This window comes from Pseudoduganella namucuonensis, from assembly GCF_900116645.1.
Taxonomy (GTDB): domain Bacteria; phylum Pseudomonadota; class Gammaproteobacteria; order Burkholderiales; family Burkholderiaceae_D; genus Rugamonas; species Rugamonas namucuonensis.
The window spans coordinates 151926-171536 of the sequence record NZ_FPBO01000008.1 but is presented as its reverse complement, the minus strand read 5'-3'; the positions used below and the strand labels follow the sequence as shown (position 1 = coordinate 171536).

Genomic DNA, 19611 nt, shown 5'->3' with positions numbered 1-19611 from the left:
TATAATTGCGGGCTCTTGGCCTGGTAGCTCAGTTGGTAGAGCAGAGGATTGAAAATCCTTGTGTCGGTGGTTCGATTCCGCCCCGGGCCACCAAGAATTCCTCGAGAAGACGCCAACCCATGCGGGTTGGCGTTTTTTTTTTGGTGGACTTCGCAGTCCTCGCGTGCGGCCCGTTTCCGGTTCACCGACTCAGACAAGCCGCCCTAACTCCAGAGGCGATCCGAAACCGTCACGCCGGCCTTCGGCGCGCCGGTGCCGCCGCCCGATCGCCTCTGTCAGCGTTGCCAGCCCTTGCGCCGGGCCAGTTGTTCGGCCTGGGCGTCGAGAGTCTGGCCGGCGATGCGGGCGTCGATCGCATCGCTGACCGCGGCCGGCATCGCACTGCCGGCCTGCTGATAAGCGCCACTGGCATTCTTGTCCACTTGCGCCATCAAGGGCAACTGCCAGCGCTCGCCCCGACGGCAGGCCAGCCCGGCCCCCTGTCCCATGACGAAACTGCGGCAGTAATTGCCGTCGCTGCCGACAAAGCTCACACCGATCCGGATACCCTGCGCCGACGGTCCCGCGCCGGCGAGCTGCTCAGATAGGGCGGTGGCCAGCGGACCGTGCGCGAAAAGCGCGCCGTCGGCACCGACGACCGATGCGCTTGCCGCATCGCCGCGCAAGCTCTGGTGGCCGACACTGCCGGCCAGTACGCCAACGAGCAGGGTCGCCGCCAGCGCCCCCCACTCCGGCCACTCCCAGCGCCGGCGCGTCTGTTGTTTCAGCCGGGCCGCGCGCGCCGCCTGCAAATCGACGGCCCCGGCCGCGGCGGCATTCAGGCGTGCTGGCACCGCCTCCTCGACGATGGGTGCGAAAGCGGCGAACACGTCCACGCGCAAGGAGCGATGCTGGCGCACACGGGCAGCGAGCTCCCCATCGTTCTCAATGGCGCGCGCGACAGCGGCGCTGGTCTTTTCATCGAGCTCCCCATCGGCATAGGCCATCAGCGTTTCATCGGAAAAACTGCTCATACGGTCCTCGGTTGATCGGATAAAGAGGCTTGCAGGGCCGAACGCGCACGCGCCAGACGGCTCATCAAAGTGCCCAAGGGTAGTTCCAACACATCCGCGGCCTCCTGATACGCCATGCCATCGACCAGCACCAGACCGACCACCATCCGGTGGTCTTCCGAGAGCAGGCTGATCGCCTTCTGTATTGCCAGTCGCTGCTGGTGGGCTTCGGCAAAGCCGTCACCGACATGCTCACCCGCCTCTTCCGACGCAAAGATATTGTCGCGCCGGATACGCGAGCGCACCTCATCGATCCAGGCATTCTTCATGATGCGGAACATCCAGCTGTCAAGGCGGGTACCGGCCTCCCACTGCGCACTGCGGTTCAGTGCCCTCTCTACGGCGACCTGCACCAGATCGTCGGCATCGTCACGGTTAAATACAATACTGCGGGCAAAACGGCGCAGCCGCGGCAGCAGCGCAGCAATTTCGCCATGAAGCGGATTGGCGGCAGATGTCATCGTTGCTTGTTAAACGTTTCGCGGCGGGACTTTAATCCGTGTTCCAGACGTTTACCCTATGGAATTTTCAAAACATTATATGATCAAGCCGGTATGAAGCCTCAACCATTCGCCCTCCTTGCGCGCCCGCTACGCCGCATCCTGCTACTGGGCGCCGTCGTCGGCGCCGCACCGGCGCAGGCCCAGTTACGCCTGCCATCGCTGAACCTGCCCTTGCCGCAATCGTTGGGCGTGATCGATACCGAAACCCTGCGCGACCGTGGCACGCGCCTGCTGGCCAGTGCCGATGTGCGTGCGCTGGGCGAGTTGCGTCTGCTGCAGGTGGGCGATCTGCTGCGTCAGCACCGCGATGTGCTCGAGCCGGACCCGCGCGGTGAACCGATGGTGCGCAGCCAGATCCTGGCCTGGTCGCCCAGCGCTGCCAGCCTGCGGGCCGCCAAGGCCGCCGGACTGAAGGTAATCGAAGTCAGCACCCTTGACGGCCTGGACGAGACCATCGTCGTGCTGGGAGTGCCACCCGGCACCAGTACCGCCGCCATGCTGGAAAAATTGCGCGCACTCGATCCGGGCGGCCAATATGACTTCAACCACGTCTATACCGCCAGTGCGGCCCGGTCAATGGGGCTGTCAGCGCCTGCCGATGCGCCGGAGCGGCCCGCCGGGGCCGCGCGCAGCGGCGTGCGGATTGGCCTCATCGATGGCGGCGTTGCCGACAATCACCCGGTATTTCGTGAAGCGGCGGTGACGCGCTGGGGCTGTGAAGGAAAGCTGATCCCGGATGCGCATGGCACCGCGGTGGCGGCGCTGATGATCGGTCACTCGTCGCGTTTTCGCGGCGTGGCGCCCGGCGCCGAACTGTACGCGGCCGATGTGTATTGCAGTTCGCCGGTCGGCGGCTCGGCCGAACGCATCGCCACCGCACTCGGCTGGCTGGCCAAACAGCAAATAGCGGTGATTAATATCAGTCTGGTCGGTCCACCAAACCAGACGCTGGAGCGCGCCGTTGGCGCGATGGTGCGACGGGGCCACTTACTGGTCGCCGCGGTGGGCAACGACGGACCGGCCGCCGCGCCGCTGTACCCGGCCAGCTATCCGGGCGTGGTCGGGGTGAGCGGCGTGGACCGCGACGGCCGAACGCTGCCCGAAGCGGCGCGCGGACCACAGGTGATGTTTGCCGCACCCGGCAACCAGATGGTCAGTGCGGCGCTGGGCAACCCGCCTTACCGCGTGGTCCGCGGCACCTCCTTCGCCGCGCCTATCGTGGCGGCGATGCTGGCGGGCGAACTAAACAAGCCGGAGCCGCTCGCCGCCAGACACGCCATCAGCACGCTGGCGCGTCAGGCATCCGGCGCACCGGCAAACGGCGTCAGCGATGCGATCGGGTACGGCGTACTAGGGGCCGCATTTCGCAATGAACCGGGCAATTTCCGCTGATTTGAAAAAATATTTTTGCGATCCCGGGATTAAATGCCGGTGCCCAAACGTTTTCCTTGTAACAACTGCGGATTGTCCGTAGTCCCAACAAGGAGAATTGCCATGAAAACCGTCCACATCGTTAAGCAACTTACCATTGTCGCAACCCTCGGTCTGGCGTTGTCGGCCCACGCCCAATTGCTCGGCGGCGGAGGCGCCATCGGCGGCATGATCGGCGGCAGTGGTGCCGGTGGCTTCGGCGGCATGGGCAGCCTGGGTAATGCCGCCCAGATGGCCGGGCGCGGCTCCATGCTGGGAAGCGCCGCTTCGGCCGCCGATATTTCCCGCGGCGACAGCCTGCGCAAATCGGCCAACGCCAACGGTGACGCCAACGGCAGCGGTTCGGCCGGTTTGCCGGGCGGCCTATCGAGCGTCGCGCCCGCCGCGCCAACGCTGCCTTCGACGAATGGCGCTGCGCCATCGGCGGCGATGCCAGCCACACCAGGCGCGGCGGCACCGGCGCCAGCGGCGACCGCGCAAGGTAAAGGTCTCGGCGGCTTGTTGGATGGCCGCACCGGTGCCGCAGCCAACGCCGACGGTTCAGGCGGCGGCAACGCGGCCCTGGATCCGGGCATGGGCGGTGGCGCGCGCGCAGTCGACAGCGTCGCTCAAGGTGCCCGCGGTACCGCGCAGCCAGTGCGTCAAGGTGTACAAACTCAGGCTGAAACCACACGCACCTTTGCTCAGGCAAGCGGCGCAAATGCCAAAAGCGCCGTCGGCCAGATGGGCGCCATCGGCAATTCCAGGCAGATCGCCTCTGCCGCCCGCTCGTTGAAAATCAAGCCGCAACTCGAAGCAAACGGCTCCGCCCAGGGCAGCGGCTCCGGCGGTGTCTCCGGCGACGGCGGCGGCACCAAGGGCGAATAAGGTCTCGCCTTCGGTACGCGCCCAAGCACAAAGGCCAGGAGCTTTCCATCCGGCCTCAACGCCAGTCGGTCCGAGCCGAACAGCACCGCACCAGTGCCGGCATGGGCCGGCTGTTGTTGCAGCCGGCGGGGCGAGATCGAGACCACCCGGAAACACGCTAGAGTTTGGCGCCGGCGCTGGCAGCCAAGTCTGTAGAGAGGATTGAAAATCCTTGTGTCGGTGGTTCGATTCCGCCCCGGCCACCAAGAATTCCTCGACAAGACGCCAACCCATGCAGGTTGGCGTTGTCGTTTCTGGGCTTTCTCAGTCCTCGGCTCCGGCCTATTTCCGGTACTCAAAACGAAAGCATACGGACCGGAGACTCTTGCCTCCGGTTTGCATCCTTACGCGAGAGGCTGCGTCAAAACTCTTCCCAATCGCCGCTGGCGGTCCGTCTCATCAACAACGCGGCAGAACCAAACAAAATGCCTGCCCGCCGCGAGCCGCCCCCGTTGTCTATCACCGCTTGGAACGCGTCAATGTCCTGGCCAGGCTGTGATTGCTGGAATCGTTATCGGCATCCGCGCCTGCCGCGACAGGTGAGCAGAACAGCTGCGCGACGAGCGCCGCAAATTGCGCCGGTTTTTTTTCAACGCGGGCCGGTCTCAACGGAGCGCATGGAACCGGGCGGGCCCCGGGCTCGGCGGGATGGGCCAGCGCGAACGCGTCTTGCAACTCACTGCGATAGCGGTCTATGAGCGTGAACAAGGATGGCTTTTGCGTCGACAGTTCGAGCCGCGCGAGGAGCTCGGTCCAGTCCGTATCATGCTCGATGGTACCCGAGCGTAGGGCTTTGCAGATCGCTTTCCATGAATCGTGCTTCGCACCGGCGGGAAAGCGCGCGCGCTGACTCGGTGTCCTGCCCGCGTTCTCCGTCATATGGACGACGATCGCCGCCTTGATCGACGCGATCGAGCGCCGCTGACGCCGGACAGGCTGGTAACGCGGATTCAGCGACGCCAGCGACGGCATGACGCCAAGCTGCGCCATCTTGCCGCGATGCGCTATCCAGAGCGGACATTCGCCAATGGCGCCATCCGCCAGGGCACTGTCGATCGCAATCCAGGTGTCCTCGTATCCGCGCACCTCGAACGGGTCGGTCCTCAGCGGGAACCTGCCGCCGTGCTGTTCGCTGGACTGCTTGACCATGTGAAGAATGTCCGCCAAGTGGCGTCTCCGTGTGCGCGGGGCGGTGTACGACGGGTCCAGGCGCGCCAGAGTCGGCGTCAGGCCACGCCGCCGCAGCGCCGCCTTCAACTGCACGAAGTGCGGACATTGAACGATGGCGTCCCTGCGCAGCGCGCCATCAATGGCGTTCCAGCTACCGCCGGCCCGTGGAAATGGCGACCTTATGGTGGGGAATTTCCCGTCATGGCGGGCCTGGAATTCCCTGATCAACTCCAGGATATCGTTGATCCTGCGCTTGGTCATGGTCCTGGCCGGACCGCCCCCATCGTCGCGGTTCAGGCGTCCTGGCGTATCCCTATCCTCGGTTGGGCGATTTGGGTTTGAAGTCGGGATGCCCGTTGATCGAAGGAAGGTGACAGCGTTTGGCGAGTGATGCATATAGTTCCCCTTTCAGCGCTCGCTTCAGGGCCTTGTTGAACAGGTCGCAGGCGTTGCGATCAAGAAAAGCCAGCCGGTACTGGGTCAACATAGCGCGATTGCCCTGGTCGCCTGCCCTTGCGCCGGAAGGCCAGCAGCCACGATGGCTTCGAACTCGGCCAGCCGCATTGGCCTGCCGAACAGATAGCCCTGCGCCAGCCGACAACCATGCGCCGTCAGGTACTCCGCCTGTTCGATCGTCTCCACGCCCTCGGCCACGGTTTCGAGGTGCAATGCCGATGCGATCGACAACATGGCTTTCACCAGTTCGCACTTGTTCCGCTGTGCCGGAATCTCGCTGACAAACGAACGATCGATCTTGATCTGGCTGACGGGAAAACGACTCAAATAGCTCAGCGCCGAATAGCCGGTGCCGAAATCGTCAATCGAGATGGACAGTCCAATCTCGTGCAAGGCCGCCAGCATGGCCGCCACCTCGGTGCTGTCTTCCAGCAGCAGGCTCTCGGTGATTTCCAGTTCCAGCCATGCGGGGCTACATCCGGTTTCGGCCAAGACGCGGCGCACCGCGCCGACCAGGTCGTTGCGAATGAACTGGCGGGTGGATAAATTCACCGCGACCCTGACAGGGGTCGCCCGTCCTCGATTCCAGCACACCGCATCCTGGCAAGCGCTCAACAATACCCACTCGCCGATACCCAGGATCATCCCCGACGCCTCGGCTATCGGAATAAACCGATCCGGCGCCACCATGCCATGTCCGGGACGCTGCCAGCGCAGCAACGCTTCCGCACTGACCAGGCGCCCGGTCTGCAACTCGATCTGCGGTTGGTAATACAGCACCAATTCGCCTTTCTCCTGCGCTTTGCGCAACGCGGTTTCGACCTCCATCCGCTCTTGCGAGCGCACAGTGAATTCGGGCTCGTAGAATTGGAAATTGTTGCGCCCCATTTTCTTGGCATGGTACATGGCCGAATCGGCATACTTGTATAGCGCGTCGATCTCGGTGCTATCGGCCGGGTAGAGCGCGATGCCGATGCTGCACGTGACAAACAATTCCTGTCCGTCCAGCACGAATGGCTCAGCCAGTTCATGCAGGATCTTTCCCGCGATCGTCGCCAGATCATCGCCCCTGCGCATATTGGGAAGCAACACTGAGAATTCATCGCCGCCCAGTCGGGCCACGGTGTCGTAGGAACGCACGCAAGCGAGCAGGCGTTTGGCCGCCGTGCGTAGCAACTCGTCGCCGACACCATGCCCCATGGTGTCATTGATTTCCTTGAAGTTGTCCAGATCGAGCATCATCAGACCGAACTGATGTCCATGATATGCGGCATCGGCGATGGCTTGGTGGATGCGGTCCGATAAGAGCATCCGGTTGGGCAGACCAGTCAGAGCATCGGAAAATGCCTGGTGATGGATTTGCTTACGGTATTGGTCGATTTCCGTGATGTCGCGGCCCACCGCCAGCACATGCGCGACCTCGCCGGCGCCATCGAATTCCGGGGTCATGCGGACCTGCGTGCAGACCTCCGCGTCGCCTGTCTTCCAACGCAATTCAAAGTTCCGTTCCTCGCCTCGTTCGCACACCTGGCGCAATATGTTCTCGTATTCCAGCGCCGATGCGCCGCCCGGAAATTGCGCTGGGGTCGTTCCAAGAATCCGTACCATATCCCCGCCCATGTCGGCCACCATCCGCGGGTTGGCATACACGCGGCGGCAGTCCCGATCGTAGCGGGCGATGGTATCGGGCGAGTTTTCCACCAATGCACGGAACTCTCGCGCACGCTTGCGCAGCAGTTCTTCCATGCGCTTGCGCTCGGTGATGTCGCAAACATATCCATGCCAGACAATACCGCCATCCGGGTGCCGCTGCGGTTTGGTATGGCTTTCCATCCAGCGCTCCCCCAGTGTCGGATGCAAGATCCGGTACTCCTCGCGCCATGGAAGCATCGTGCGGGCCGATTCGGCGATCGACTCCTGCACCCGCCGCGCGTCGTCGGGATGGTTCCTCATCAGCAGGGGAGTTGCATCGTCGACGACATCTTGCGGGTGCAAGCCGAAATGCTCCAAAATATTCGGGGAAACATAGGGCATGCAAACCGTGCCGTCCGGGCGGAGATGGAAGCTGCCCATCATGCCCGGCGAAGATTCCGCCAAGGCGCGCAGCTCCTGTTCGCGGGAGGCGATGGCAGTCTGCAGGCGGAATTGCTCGGTCATATCGCGACCGATCGCCAGCACGGCCATGATTTCGCCGTGCGCATTCCATTCCGGCGTTAGGCTGATCTCGTGCAGCCGCATGGTGCCATCTTCTTGCGGAACAGGCTGGCGCGTGAACCGTTGCGGCTGCCCGGTTTCGATCACCGTGGCGATTGCCTGTTCCACCGGGGTAAAACGTCCATCGGGAAAAGCTTCGCCGATGGTCTTTCCCAACACGTGCGCAGCTGGCACTCGCAAGGTCGATTCATGGGTTGGATTGACATAGAGATAACGCCCTTCGCGATCCCAACGGGCAAGGTTGTCCGGCAGGTTTTCGGCCAAGGAATGGAATTCCCGTTCGCGCTGAATCAGCATTTTTTCTGCTCGCTTGCGCTCGCTAATATCGTGCGCCCGTCCCAACGCGCCTATCAATTGACCGTCGTGGCTGTACTCAGGAACAACATGGACGTGGTAATAACGCGCTTCGGACTTCGACGGGAGCGGATCCGCGACGAACTCGAATTCGACGGGAGACGAGGTGTCCAGAACTTGCTGGACCTTGCGCCGGTAGAAGGCGCCGGAAGGCGTGTCCCACAGTTTATCCAGCGCGGCGTTTGGCAGCTCCGACGTTCCGACAGCCAGTTCCCGCCACGCGGACGGATTGAGATAAATATGGCGCGCGTTCCGGTCGTAGCGGACGATGGAGTCAGGCAGGTTTTCCGCCAGTATGTGGAATTCCTGTTTGCTGGCGATCAGCGCCAGTTCCATTTGTTTGCGCTCGGTGATGTCATGGGTGAAACCATGCCAGAGCACACTGCCGTCCGGCTCCCGTTGCGGCTGGGACCGGGCTTCTACCCATCGCCCGCCTTTTTCCGGGTGATGGACCCGGAATTCGACATGAAACGGCGACATGGTCCGCGCCGACTCCGCCATGGCGGCCAAATTTCTCACCTCATCGTCAGGATGGATAGTGGCCACCAGCCGCGATACGTCTTGCTCCACGTCCTCGGGCCGCAGCCCGTAAATCTCGTGAATACCAGGGCTGGCGAAAGGCATGGCAATGCTGCCGTCCGGCCGTTGGACAACGGTATAAAAATACCCGGGCGTATTGCCAATAAAACGGGACAGGCGGCCCAGCCCTGCCAACTCGCTCTGGTTCCGCTCGTATTCCAGGCGCCGCGCCTCTTCGGCCTTACGGGCACGGATATCGCGCGTATAGCCGATAGTGATCCGGGCCCCCTCGCGTACCTGACAGAGCTGCATCACTTCGACCGGCACCAGTTCTCCCGACGCGACCCGGTGTTCCGTCTCAAAAACCACCGAGTCGCCGGATTTGAACGTCCGATACAGGGCCTCCACATCTGAAGCGTCGAAATGTGGATTCCAGTTGGTAGGCCGCCAAGTCAGCAGCGTCGCCCGGCTCACGCCAAAATGCAGGCACGCGGCATCGTTGGCGTAGATCACCCGCCCGCCGTCCTCCATATCGTGAACGGTAACCGCAACATCCCTCACCAGATCGATCATATCGCGGAACATCGCGCCTTCGCGCGCCAGGACTCTAAACCGGTTCATCCAGCGAGCCAGGCGAACGATGAAGCAGGCGCATAGCACTGGGAAGATCACCAAAGCCGCGAAAGCGAATAGCGCGTACCAATACATACTTCTCCAAATGTCACCGAGCGACGCGATTCCTTACGTTGGCGCCAGGTTGGCGGGGCTGGGCGCGGCGAACGCAGGCTGCCGCGAGGAATTTCCAAGAAAGAACTCTGCCGCAATATTCTCAAGGAAAACATCAGCAAATCCCGGGGTTTCGGTAGGAAAATCCTTACCGCACAGCAAACTTCCGCCGCGCCGCACGGGATAGACCTTCCATGGCGCCCCTCCCTTGAGTAGAATAAAACGTCCTGCCGGCGCTTTCGTGTTCGGGGGCGAGGGTCCGCACCCCTTGAAACCATGATCTGAACATGACTCAGCCGGCCTCCCGCACGATGATGAAAAGTTATTATTTAATAATTTTTCTATTGGTGCTCACTCCCGCATTATTGATCTGGCAGCATTTCGGCATGACCCGGATCATCGAGATTTCCCCCCGCCAACCGTACGGCGCCAGGGTGACCGATGACAGGGAGGACAACAACGGTAATTCGCGCGCCTCGCTGGTTCGCTCCGGTGATGCCCTGATCATGCGCTGCGAGTTGGGTCGGGCCGCCGCCTATCCATTTTGCAAGCTGCAATTCCTGTTGGGCGTCGCCGGTAAAGGGGTGGACCTTTCCCAGTTTGACACGATCGTGTTCAACATGGGCTATTCCGAGCCATCCCCGCAATATATCAAGCTTCATCTGATGAATTTTGAACCAGATATTTCCACCGTTGGCGACTGGAACTCGCAGCGGTTTAACGAAGCCGAAATGGAACCCGCCGGCCGGCCCACCTTCACGATTCCATTCCAGGTCTTGCGCACCGCGGACTGGTGGCGAGGCGTACGCAAGGTGCCGCTGACCAAGAGCTACCCCCGGTTCGATAACGTGACGGCCGTGGAACTTTCGACGGGAAGCATCCCGCCTGGCCAACTGGTCGCAATCGAGCTGCGCTCGATCCAATTCCGTGGAAAATGGATCTCGCAGGCAACGCTTCTCATGTATCTGGTGTCCGCGTGGATCGGATTCGGCATTCTCGGCTTGTTAAGTGTGCAAACCCGCACCGCCGAGCTGCGCCAGCAAACCCGCTATCTGCGCACACTGATCGACACGCTGCCGCTGTGGGTCTGGCTCAAGGACACGGGCGACCATTACCTGACGGTCAACCAGGCCAAGGCCGCGGCCTGCGGGCGCAGCGTCGACGAAATGGTCGGCAAGGCGGACCACGAATTGTGGCCGCCCGAACTGCCCGCCCCCTATCTCACCAACGACACCGAGGTGATCGCGACGCGCCAACGCGTCACCGTGGAACAGGCCATCGAAAGCGCGAACGGCCTGGTCTGGATGGAGACCTACCGGGCCCCGGTGCTGGACGAGGACGGCACGCTGTTGGGGATGGTGGGCGTGGCCCGCGACATCAGCGACCGCAAGGCGGCCGAAGCGGCGCGCGAGGCGGCGCTGGCCGAGGCGGTGGGACTGGCGCGCCAGCGCAGCAGTTTTTTGGCGCAAATGAGTCACGAATTGCGCACCCCGCTCAACGCCATCATGGGCTATACACAGCTGCTGCAGCGCGACCGCCAGCAGTTGACCGAGCGGCAGGCCGCCGGCCTGGCCACCATCCAGGAAAGCAGCCAGCATTTGCTCACCCTCATCAACGACATCCTGGACCTGGCAAGGGTCGAGGCCGGCAAGATGGTCTTGCATCCGACCGCCGCCCATCTCGACGGCTTCCTGCGGGTGGTGGCCGACATCATGCGCGTCAAGGCCGAGGAGAAGGGCCTGCTGTTCAGCTTCGAACCGGCGGATGACTTGCCGGCCGCGGTGACGATCGACGAGACGCGCTTGCGCCAGGTGCTGCTCAACCTGCTGGGCAACGCCGTCAAATTCACCGATCGCGGCGCGGTCTCCCTGCGGGTACTGTCGGCGCCGCCCGCCGACGGGGCCGCCGACCGGGGCGGCGAAGCCACCGCGCGGATCCGCTTCGAGGTGGCCGACAGCGGTATCGGCATGAGCGCGCAACAGCTCGGCAAGCTGTTCCACCCCTTCGAACAAGTGGCCGACATGGCGCGGCGCCGGGACGGCACCGGCCTGGGCCTGGCCATCAGCCAGCAACTGGTGCGCCTGATGGGCGGCGACATCGGCGTCGTCAGCGAGCCGGACAAGGGCAGCGTGTTCTGGTTCGAACTCGCCGTGCCGGTCGCCACCGACGCCCCGGCCATCCAGCCGGTGCCGCGGCGGACCATCACTGGCTATGAAGGCGAGCGCAGGAGATTGCTGATCGTCGACGACGTGCCGCAAAATCGCGCGATGTTGATGGAGATGCTGCAAGCGCTGGGCTTCGTCGTGGCCAGCGCCGGCAACGGGCTGGAATGCCTGGCATTGCTCGACAGCTTCAAGCCCGATCTGATCGTGATGGATGTCATGATGCCTGAAGTGGACGGCAACGAGGCGACGCGCCGCATACGCCGGTTGCCGGAATGGCGCAGGATTCCGATTATCGCCGTGACCGCCAGCGCCAGCCACGAGGACGAATTGAAATGCCGCGAGGCCGGCGTCGACGCTTTCCTCGTCAAGCCGATCGACCACGATGTTCTGCTCAACGCGATCGGCGCGCAACTCTCCTTGCGCTGGACTACCAGGCAAGCGCCGCTGAAACCACAGGCCCCGGACAACGAGGAATGCGCCGATCTGGTCATTCCGCCGGCCCAGGAGATCGAGGCGCTGTGGCAATTGGCGCGGATCGGGAATATGCGCACGATCAAGGCACGTGCCGAATACGTGGCGGCGCTCGATCCGGCCTATACGCCTTTCGCGCAACGCCTGCGGACGATGGCGCAAGGCTTCCAGTCGAAGGCGCTGCTCGCCTTCCTGGAGCGCCACAGGGCCGAAAGCACGGTGCCGCCGCTTTGAAAAACACCGGCGGGTGGCGTTTTTCATTTCCAGGTCAGCCCTGTCCGGCTGCCGCCAACGCGTTCAACCGTTCACGCGCCCCGGCGGGCAATGCCAGCCGGGCCGACGCAAGGTTCTCTTGCAGGTGAGCGGGCGATGAAGCGCCCGGGATCAGCAGGATGTTCGGCGAAAGCGTCAGCAGCTTGCGTCACATTGCTCAGGCCAATGTGCCGGACCAGTCCCGGCTGACACTTCCAGCGGGCCTGCGCGCTCAGCATGCTGCGCAGGTTGACCACCTCCCGCGCCTCCAGCCCAAGGTTACGCAAATTGTCGTGGGCCGCCTGGACCAAGTCCTCGCGTGACCACACCGGCAGCCACGCTCCACTGGCATCGCGGCGCGCACCGCTCTTGGTCACGATTGTTAGATCGGCCGGGTATGCTCGCCGCCGCGCGGCACGGCAAAGACATCAACATCTACCACGCCCACCAAGGTGAAAATGAAAATCGGGCAAGCGGCAACAACCGTGTAAACCAATACCATCAAAGGCGAACAAATTCATGCAGATTTACCGGAAGGACACCTGCGTCCAGCATCCCGCAAATAAGCCACGCCTGCGAGTTCCGACTTGTGCTCTAATGGTTGCGGAAATTGCATGACATTATTGCCATTTTTCTCAACCACTACTTGCGGGAGCATATGATGGGATTACTCGATCAACTGGCAGGACAAGTCATCGGTTCACTGGGCGCCCAGAAGCAGGACCCGGTGTCGCAAAGCGACTTACTCAGCGGCGTGATGGGTTTGATTAACAATGCGGGCGGCCTGCAAGGGATATTGCAACAGCTGCAATCGAGCGGGATCGCGGATCAAGTGGCGTCATGGGTGGGCACCGGCGAAAACCAGCCGGTCTCGGGCAACCAGATCACCGATGCCCTGGGCGCGGAAAATATCACGCAAATCGCCCAGCATGCCGGCATCGAACCCGACCACGCGGCCACGGGACTGGCCCAGCTGCTGCCTCAAATCATCGACAAACTGACGCCAGATGGACAAGTGCCGGAAAACGCATTGCTGGAACAAGGCATGAACCTGCTGCGGGGCAAGCTTTTCGGCTGATTCGGGCACGTCCTTAATCCTGGTCCGTCCCGGCGGCGGCGCGGGCCACGGCCGCCGGGTCTATCGCCATCGCGCGCGCACGCGCCTGCGCCGCGAGCGCCATGTCGCCACAGCGTTCCCATGCCGCGCCCAGGCGCAGCAGCGTCGATGCGCAACGCGGCCCCAGGCTGACCGCGCGGCCGTACGCGCCCGCGGCGGCGCGCCATCGGCCCTGGCGCCACTCGGCCATTCCCAGCCCGGACCAGGCATGGAGGTCGCGGCCGTCGTAGGCGATCGCGGCCGTGAAACTGGCCGCCGCCGGCCCCCATGCCTGCCGCGCCAGGTGCGCCCGGCCCAGCCACATGGCGGCGTTGATCGGCTGCGGCGCGGCGTCGGATGGCGCGGCCGCGGCGGTCTCCGCCAGGGCGCCTAGGCGCGCCACCGCTTGCGGCCAGTCGGCGCGGGCGTAGGCGACGACGCCGTACACGGCGTCGGCCCACACGCCGCCGGCCCGCACCAGTGGAAATTCGCGCGCGTAGGCCAGGCACTCGTCGTATTCGCCCGCCAGCAGCAATTGCTCGGCCAGGGCGATGCGCACGCGCGGATCCTCGCCGAAGCCGAGCGCCAGTTCGCGCAGCTGCGCCAGCGCCGCCGGCCGGCGGCCACGCAAGGCCGTCATGGCCGCCAGCGCCAGGCGCGTTTCGCACTCGATGTTCCGGGCGAACGCGATTTGCGGTCCGAAGCCGGGCATGGCGACGCCGTCGCGCGCTAAAACGGCCAGGTCCTGTTCCGACAGCGCCGGCCCCGCCGGCGTCGCGCCGATGTCGGCCGGCGTCAGCGGCGCCACCGGTGGCGCGGCGGCCTTGCCCGTGGCCTCTCCCACGGCGCGCCGGCGCGCCGCCGGGCCGGCGGCCCATGCCTCGTCGATGACCCGGCCGTCGGGCTGGGCGCCTGCCGGCAGGCCCAGCACTTCCGCCAGCGTGGGCCAGACGTCGCAGGCGGACACAGGCGCAATGGCGCGGTCGCGCGCGATGCCGGGGCCGCACAGCAGCATGAAGCCGGCGTCGCGCGCGCCGTTCGACAGGACCGCGAAGCAGGCCTCGCGGCCGGCCAGGCTCTGGTAGCGGCCGCACACCAGGTCGAGGAACTGGTAGCAGCGCGCCAGGCAGACGCGGGCCGCCTGCCGGTCCGATACCCCCGCCAGCGCCGCCGCCATGGCGGCGATGAACGGCAGGCGCAGCATCAGCATGTCCGCGCCGCGCGCTTCGATGGCGGCCGTTCCCAGCGCATGCAGGGTCGCGCATTCGGCCAGCGCCGCCGCGGCGGCCCGCGCCAGCAGGCGCCGGTCCGCGTCGTCCAGGGGGCCAAGCAGGAAGCGCAGGTCGCCATCCAGAATGTCGGCCGGCGCCAGCCGCAAGGCATGCACGCTGTCGCGCAGGTCGGCCGGCCAGACCGACGCCGGGTCCAGCGGCCACGCCTGCCCTTCGCCGCCGGGGGCCACCTGCACGCCCGGCGCAAGCACCGTGCCGTGCCGCAGCCGCAGGCCGCGCGTCGCCGGCCAGCCGATGACGGCGGCGTGCAGGCCGCTGTCGTCGGCTGCGTGCCAGGCGGCGGGCGTGCGCAGCGCGGCGGCGGCGGGCGCGCGCGCGAACAGCGATCCATCGATGGTTGCCAGCGGATGCAGGATCCCGTGGCGGTCCGGCTGCATGCCGGTGGCGACGCTGATCCAGCCGCTGTCGGCGCAGGCCGGCAGCGGAAAATCCAGCGGCGCCCAGCTGCCGGCTTCCACCAGGCTGGACAGGAATGGCGTCAGGCCGCGGTCCGCCAGTTCCTGCAACAGGCCCCAGTCGACGCCGTCGAGCGCCAACACGATCAGCGGGGCGGCCGCCTCAGAGCGCGAGGACATGGGTTTGGGTGGTGCGCAGCAGCGTGGCGTCGACGCGGCGGGCGATCTGCAGCGTGGTGCCGGCCGCGTCGTTGCAGGCGAAGCGGTAGCGCGGCAACGCCTGCCGCACCAGTTGCCGGTTGGCCGCTTCCAGCAGCAGCATGGCGGGCCAACCGTGGCGGAAGCCCGGCTGCGTGATCCACAGGTCGACCTCGGGCACGGCGGCGTCCCGTTTCCACAGCAGCAAGCCGATCAGCCGGCCGTCGAGTTCGAGCACCTGCGACAGCGCGGCGCAGGCGGGATCGGCCAGCGCCGCGTCGAAACGGGCGGCGGCCTCGTCATGAGAGAGGTCCGCGTGGCGGCGGTACAGCGCGATGGCCTGCGGGAGGTGGCGCGGCGCCAGCGTCGTGACGGCGGCGGCTTCCGGAATGCGTCCGCCGGCGCGCAGGCGCGCCAGCACCTGGTCGCATTGCGCGCCCGAATGGCGGGTGTCCGCTTCAAAATACCGCAGGGTGCGCTGCGGCTCGAATCCCGAGCGCGCCAGGAACGGCGGGGCGCCGCCGGCGTCCCACTCTCCCCACGCGTGCAGGTATTGGACGTCCCAGCGCCGGATGGCGGCGCCCAGCGCGGCGAGCAGCGCGCCGCCGACGCCGCGCCGCCGTTGCGAAGGCAGCACGAAGACCGCGCCGCGCAGCCCGCCACGCAGCGATTCCCACGGGGTCGATGAAAACGCCGCCACGCCGGCGATCGCGCCCTGGCCGGGCTGGCGCGCGACCAGCACCGATTCGGCCGCCACGCCCTGGTTGGCGACGTGGGGCAGCAGGGCGAAAGCCAGATCCAGTTCGCCCGCCCGCGCCGCGGCGATGCGCGGCGCCGCCATCGGTGACAAGGCCACAGGCTAGGCCGGCGACGCGGTGGCGCGGCGGCTGCTTCGGCTGCTTCGGCTATCGCGGCTGTTGCGGCGGTAAGCCGCCATGCCGGCCAGGCCGGTGGCCAGCATCAGCAGCGACGAGGGCTCGGGCACGGAAGCGGGCTCGGCGCTCGTGAAGGCGGCCGCGCCTGCGGCCACTGCGGCGCCCGTGTCGTCGTAGCCGTAGCCATGGAGCGTCACATCGAACGGCTGCAATGTATAGGGGGTGTAATAGGAGGCGACGTAGCCGGGGTCGCTGATGGAGAGATCGAGCCAGCCGTACTGCGTCTGCTGCTCCCTGGAAAACTGAAACGGAAGCAAAAGGTGCTCGCCGGTGGTGCTAATGGTGGTGAAATTGTAGTAGACAGGAATGGCGACCCAGCCGCAAGGCCGCTCACCGTATGCTCCCGGAGCCGCCTTGATGCCGCATGGGCGGTTCTCGTACATCGTTCCCGTAGTGGTGGTCGTGAGATCGAGCGTCGTCGTTGCCGACATCGCCATCGACGGCCCGATCAAGGTGCCGGCCGCAACCGCCGCGGCGCCCACGCCCTGCCCGCTGGCCGTGACCGCGCGGTTCATATAATAAGAATAGCCCGAGTGCGTAATATTATTCGACAGGGAGATGTCGTTCGTGCCGCTGTTATCCACGTCCAGGCCCACCGTGGTTGACGAGCTGCCAACGACCTTCTGGTTCAGTCCATCGACGCGGATCACATCGGCGTGGGCCGCCAGCGAGGTCAGGGCCAGCAGCGACGCCGCACCGGCGCCAAGTTTATGTGATGGTGTGGTTTGCATATGCCTTGGCGCTTTATTGGTGGAATTGCATTTAGTCAATTCGCATTGTAAGGGAACAACATTTGGCCGTATGCCCCCAAAATTGAGGACATGCCGTTTCTCCCGGTAAATGGTGTTATGCTCGGCCCAGCACCATGTTCCAGACTGAAAGATGTCCACCTTGATCCCCGACACCACGCCATGCCGAGTCGCCCTCGTGGAAGACGACGTGGTTTTCCAGCGCGCCTTCACCGACGCGGTCGCCGCCAGCGGCGATTGCGTCATGGCGGGCGTGGCCAGTTCACTGGCGGCCGGCATGGTCCTGCTGCAAGGCCCGGCCGCCGACGTGCTGGTGGTGGACCTGGGCCTGCCCGATGGCTCGGGCATCGACCTGATCCACGCGGCGCAAAACGCCTGGCCCGCCTGCGGCGTGATGGTGTCCACCATGTTCGGCGACGAGGCGCATGTCATGCGCTCGCTCGAAGCGGGCGCCACCGGCTATCTGCTCAAGGACAATTCCGCCAGCCTGACGCAGGAGATCCGCAGCCTGCACGCCGGCGGCAGCCCGATCAGTCCGATGATCGCGCGCCAGGTGCTGATGCGTTTCCGCCAGGCGCCGCCGGCGCCGCCCGCCATCGGCGCGCAGGAGGAATCGGCCCTGCTGTCGGCGCGCGAACGGGAGGTGCTCAGCCTGATCACCAAGGGCTTCACCGCCAACGAGATCGCCGATCTGATCCAGGTGTCGCGCCACACCGTGCCGACCTACGTCCGGCGCATCTACCGCAAACTCAAGGTCAACTCCAAGGCCGAGGCCATCTACGAAGCCCACCAGCATGGCTTTATTTCCCCGTAACCCGCTGTTGCTGCTGCTTGTATTCCTGTTGCTCCGCGCCGTGCCGGCCTGGGCAGCCGATCCCTCCGCCCAGCGCCACACCACCATCGACATGCTGGACCTGCCATGCGGCGCCCCCGCCCCGCCGCCGGCGCGGGTGGACAGCGCCGGCCTGCCCGGCCAGTGGAAAACGGTCGCCCTGCCCCTGGTGCTGCCGGACAGCGCCTGCCCCAGCCAGGTCTCGTGGTTCCGCCTGCGCGCCGCCGGGGCGCCGGCGGGCGCCGCGCTCGCGCTCTACGTGCCGCGCGTGAAAGCGGATGGCCGGTACGCGGTGTATCGCGACGGCTGGCTGCTGCATCAGGCCGCCGTCCAGGGGCCGGTCTGGAACAGCAACCGGGTACCGCTGTGGGCCGGGCTGCCCGCTCCCGCCGCGACGGCCGGCGCCCCGGCCGGGGAAATCCTGCTGCGCCTCGAGCGCACGCCGCGGCGCTTCGATTCGATCACCTCGATCTGGCTGGGCGACGAGCGGGCGCTGCGCTGGCGCTACCAGGCGCGGCTGATGCTGCAAACCGAATTGCCCGCCATGTGCGGCGCGGCCTTCCCGGCGGTTGGCCTGCTGGCCTTGCTGATCTGGTTCAAGCGGCGCACCGAATGGCGTTTCCTGATTTATTTTTGCATCGCCGCCACCACCTTCCTGCGCGGCGTGCTGTTCTTCCTCGGCCACCCCTTGGACAACGACATCCCGACCTGGCTGAGGATGAACTCCATGTACTGGATGATCCTGGCCTCGCATTTCTTCATCCTGGAATTGCATGAACGGCCCCAGCGATGGCTGACGCGGTGCCTGACCGGCATGACCGTGCTGACCGCCATCGCGACGCTGCCCGCGCTGGGACTGGTCGACCACACGGCGGCGACGCCGGCCGTGCTCTCCATCACCCTGCTGCTGGCCGGCGGCGCGGTGATCGTGGCCGGCCTGGCCGCCTCCTGGCGCAGGTCCGGCAGCGGCCTGCTGGTGGCGGCATGCTTTGGCGCGGGCATCCTGGTGGCCCTGAGCGACGGCTTCCTGCAAAGCAATCAGATCGACATGGAGGGCGTGTATCTCGGCCCCTATTCCAACATCCTGTGCTTCCTCACCTTCAGCTACATCATGTTGCGCCGCTACCGGAGCGCCGTGGGCGAGGTGGAAAGAAGCAAGGAGACGCTGCTGCAACGCCTGGCGCAGCGCGAGGCGGAGCTGGCGGACAGCTTCGAGCGCCTGTTGCGGGTGGAGGAGCAGGCCACGCTGAGCCGCGAACGCCAGCGCATGATGCAGGACATGCACGACGGCGTCGGCTCGTCGCTACGCTCGGCCCTGTGGGCGGTGGAGAAGGGCAATCTCGAAGAGGCGGCCGTGGCCGAGGTGCTCAAGGAGTGCATCGACGACCTGAAGCTGGCGATCGATTCGATGGAACCGGTGGAGGCCGATCTGCTGCTGCTGCTGGCCGCGCTGCGCTACCGCCTGGGCAACCGGCTGGAAAACTCGGGCATCGCGCTGGTCTGGGGCGTCACCGACGTTCCCGCGCTCGACTGGCTGTCCCCCGTCAACGCCCTGCACATCCTGCGGATACTCCAGGAAGCCTTCGCCAACATCATCAAACACGCGAACGCCACGCAAGTGCGCGTCGGGACCGGCGTCGAACGGGACGGCGTCACCGTGTCGATCGAGGACAACGGCAAGGGCTTCGCGGTGGACGGCACGGCGCAAGGCGGCAAAGGCCTGTCCAACCAGAAATTCCGGACCACGGCCATCGGCGGCGACATCCAGTGGACCTCCGGCGCCGGCGGCACCTGCCTGAAACTGTGGCTGCCGCTGACGCAGGCCCGGACGGGAGCGCGGCACCCGTCCGGCGAGGCCTTCGCGCCATCCCGACCCTGAAAACCCGGCCCCCAAC

13 protein-coding genes, 1 tRNA gene and 1 pseudogene are annotated in these 19611 nt (G+C 65.3%); 7 read left to right on the top strand and 8 right to left on the bottom strand.

What is annotated here, in order from left to right:
- Window positions 1-17: 17 nt before the first annotated feature.
- Window positions 18-93, top strand: a tRNA-Phe gene (locus BM436_RS11195).
- Between the two features lie 182 nt (window positions 94-275).
- Here the strand turns inward: BM436_RS11195 and BM436_RS11190 are convergent.
- Window positions 276-1013: an anti-sigma factor family protein gene (locus tag BM436_RS11190; protein ID WP_143133074.1), complete on the bottom strand. Its 738-nt coding sequence runs from the start codon at window positions 1011-1013 to the stop codon at window positions 276-278.
- Window positions 1010-1513, bottom strand: a complete 504-nt coding sequence (locus tag BM436_RS11185; RefSeq protein ID WP_093555596.1) for a sigma-70 family RNA polymerase sigma factor — start codon at window positions 1511-1513, stop codon at window positions 1010-1012. Before BM436_RS11185 ends, BM436_RS11190 begins: the two co-directional genes overlap by 4 nt.
- A gap of 93 nt (window positions 1514-1606) precedes the next feature.
- Here BM436_RS11185 and BM436_RS11180 point away from each other — a divergent pair, with 93 nt between their 5' ends.
- Together BM436_RS11180 and BM436_RS36130 are read left to right on the top strand one after the other, a co-directional pair.
- A complete protein-coding gene (locus BM436_RS11180; RefSeq protein ID WP_093555595.1) occupies window positions 1607-2947 on the top strand; it encodes a S8 family serine peptidase in 1341 nt (446 codons plus the stop codon).
- Between the two features lie 102 nt (window positions 2948-3049).
- On the top strand, window positions 3050-3853 hold the full coding sequence (locus tag BM436_RS36130) for a hypothetical protein (RefSeq protein ID WP_143133072.1): 804 nt from the start codon (window positions 3050-3052) through the stop codon (window positions 3851-3853).
- A 498-nt stretch (window positions 3854-4351) separates the two neighbouring features.
- Here BM436_RS36130 and BM436_RS11175 read toward each other — a convergent pair whose 3' ends face one another.
- Both BM436_RS11175 and BM436_RS11170 read right to left on the bottom strand, forming a co-directional pair.
- On the bottom strand, window positions 4352-5323 hold the full coding sequence (locus BM436_RS11175) for a hypothetical protein (protein WP_093555594.1): 972 nt from the start codon (window positions 5321-5323) through the stop codon (window positions 4352-4354).
- Between the two features lie 219 nt (window positions 5324-5542).
- Window positions 5543-9313, bottom strand: a complete 3771-nt coding sequence (locus BM436_RS11170) for an EAL domain-containing protein (RefSeq protein ID WP_093555593.1) — start codon at window positions 9311-9313, stop codon at window positions 5543-5545.
- Window positions 9314-9618: 305 nt separating this feature from the next.
- On the opposite strand from BM436_RS11170, the gene BM436_RS11165 reads away from it, so the two are divergent.
- Window positions 9619-12201, top strand: coding sequence for a response regulator (locus BM436_RS11165; RefSeq protein WP_093555592.1), 2583 nt, complete (start codon window positions 9619-9621; stop codon window positions 12199-12201).
- A 34-nt stretch (window positions 12202-12235) separates the two neighbouring features.
- Here the strand turns inward: BM436_RS11165 and BM436_RS37815 are convergent.
- Window positions 12236-12617 (bottom strand): annotated as a pseudogene (locus BM436_RS37815) (aldo-keto reductase family protein); the annotation flags it as partial.
- A 212-nt stretch (window positions 12618-12829) separates the two neighbouring features.
- Here BM436_RS37815 and BM436_RS11155 point away from each other — a divergent pair.
- Window positions 12830-13297 (top strand): YidB family protein, encoded by a 468-nt coding sequence (locus BM436_RS11155; protein WP_229489990.1) that lies wholly within the window; start codon window positions 12830-12832, stop codon window positions 13295-13297.
- 13 nt (window positions 13298-13310) lie between these two features.
- Here BM436_RS11155 and BM436_RS11150 read toward each other — a convergent pair whose 3' ends face one another.
- The 3 genes from BM436_RS11150 to BM436_RS11140 are packed head-to-tail and all read right to left on the bottom strand — an operon-like array spanning window position 13311 to window position 16866.
- Complete coding sequence (locus BM436_RS11150; RefSeq protein WP_093555591.1) at window positions 13311-15182, bottom strand: alkaline phosphatase family protein; 1872 nt, start codon at window positions 15180-15182, stop codon at window positions 13311-13313.
- Complete coding sequence (locus tag BM436_RS11145) at window positions 15166-16056, bottom strand: GNAT family N-acetyltransferase (RefSeq protein WP_143133071.1); 891 nt, start codon at window positions 16054-16056, stop codon at window positions 15166-15168. Before BM436_RS11145 ends, BM436_RS11150 begins: the two co-directional genes overlap by 17 nt.
- A 3-nt stretch (window positions 16057-16059) precedes the next feature.
- Window positions 16060-16866: a PEP-CTERM sorting domain-containing protein gene (locus BM436_RS11140; RefSeq protein WP_177307128.1), complete on the bottom strand. Its 807-nt coding sequence runs from the start codon at window positions 16864-16866 to the stop codon at window positions 16060-16062.
- 151 nt (window positions 16867-17017) lie between these two features.
- On the opposite strand from BM436_RS11140, the gene BM436_RS11135 reads away from it, so the two are divergent.
- Together BM436_RS11135 and BM436_RS11130 are read left to right on the top strand one after the other, a co-directional pair.
- Window positions 17018-17698: a LuxR C-terminal-related transcriptional regulator gene (locus tag BM436_RS11135; RefSeq protein ID WP_093555589.1), complete on the top strand. Its 681-nt coding sequence runs from the start codon at window positions 17018-17020 to the stop codon at window positions 17696-17698.
- A complete protein-coding gene (locus BM436_RS11130) occupies window positions 17679-19595 on the top strand; it encodes a sensor histidine kinase (protein ID WP_093555588.1) in 1917 nt (638 codons plus the stop codon). Before BM436_RS11135 ends, BM436_RS11130 begins: the two co-directional genes overlap by 20 nt.
- The last annotated feature ends 16 nt before the right edge of the window (window positions 19596-19611 follow it).

What these genes read in the sequence shown, in the direction of transcription:
- BM436_RS11175 (WP_093555594.1), bottom strand. Translation starts at nt 5,323, where the DNA reads ATGACCAAGCGCAGGATCAACGATATCCTGGAGTTGATCAGGGAATTC.
- BM436_RS11185 (WP_093555596.1), bottom strand. Translation starts at nt 1,513, where the DNA reads ATGACATCTGCCGCCAATCCGCTTCATGGCGAAATTGCTGCGCTGCTG.
- BM436_RS11180 (WP_093555595.1), top strand. Translation starts at nt 1,607, where the DNA reads ATGAAGCCTCAACCATTCGCCCTCCTTGCGCGCCCGCTACGCCGCATC.
- BM436_RS11170 (WP_093555593.1), bottom strand. Translation starts at nt 9,313, where the DNA reads ATGTATTGGTACGCGCTATTCGCTTTCGCGGCTTTGGTGATCTTCCCA.
- BM436_RS11130 (WP_093555588.1), top strand. Translation starts at nt 17,679, where the DNA reads ATGGCTTTATTTCCCCGTAACCCGCTGTTGCTGCTGCTTGTATTCCTG.
- BM436_RS11190 (WP_143133074.1), bottom strand. Translation starts at nt 1,013, where the DNA reads ATGAGCAGTTTTTCCGATGAAACGCTGATGGCCTATGCCGATGGGGAG.
- BM436_RS11150 (WP_093555591.1), bottom strand. Translation starts at nt 15,182, where the DNA reads ATGTCCTCGCGCTCTGAGGCGGCCGCCCCGCTGATCGTGTTGGCGCTC.
- BM436_RS11140 (WP_177307128.1), bottom strand. Translation starts at nt 16,866, where the DNA reads ATGCAAACCACACCATCACATAAACTTGGCGCCGGTGCGGCGTCGCTG.
- BM436_RS11165 (WP_093555592.1), top strand. Translation starts at nt 9,619, where the DNA reads ATGACTCAGCCGGCCTCCCGCACGATGATGAAAAGTTATTATTTAATA.
- BM436_RS11135 (WP_093555589.1), top strand. Translation starts at nt 17,018, where the DNA reads ATGTCCACCTTGATCCCCGACACCACGCCATGCCGAGTCGCCCTCGTG.
- BM436_RS36130 (WP_143133072.1), top strand. Translation starts at nt 3,050, where the DNA reads ATGAAAACCGTCCACATCGTTAAGCAACTTACCATTGTCGCAACCCTC.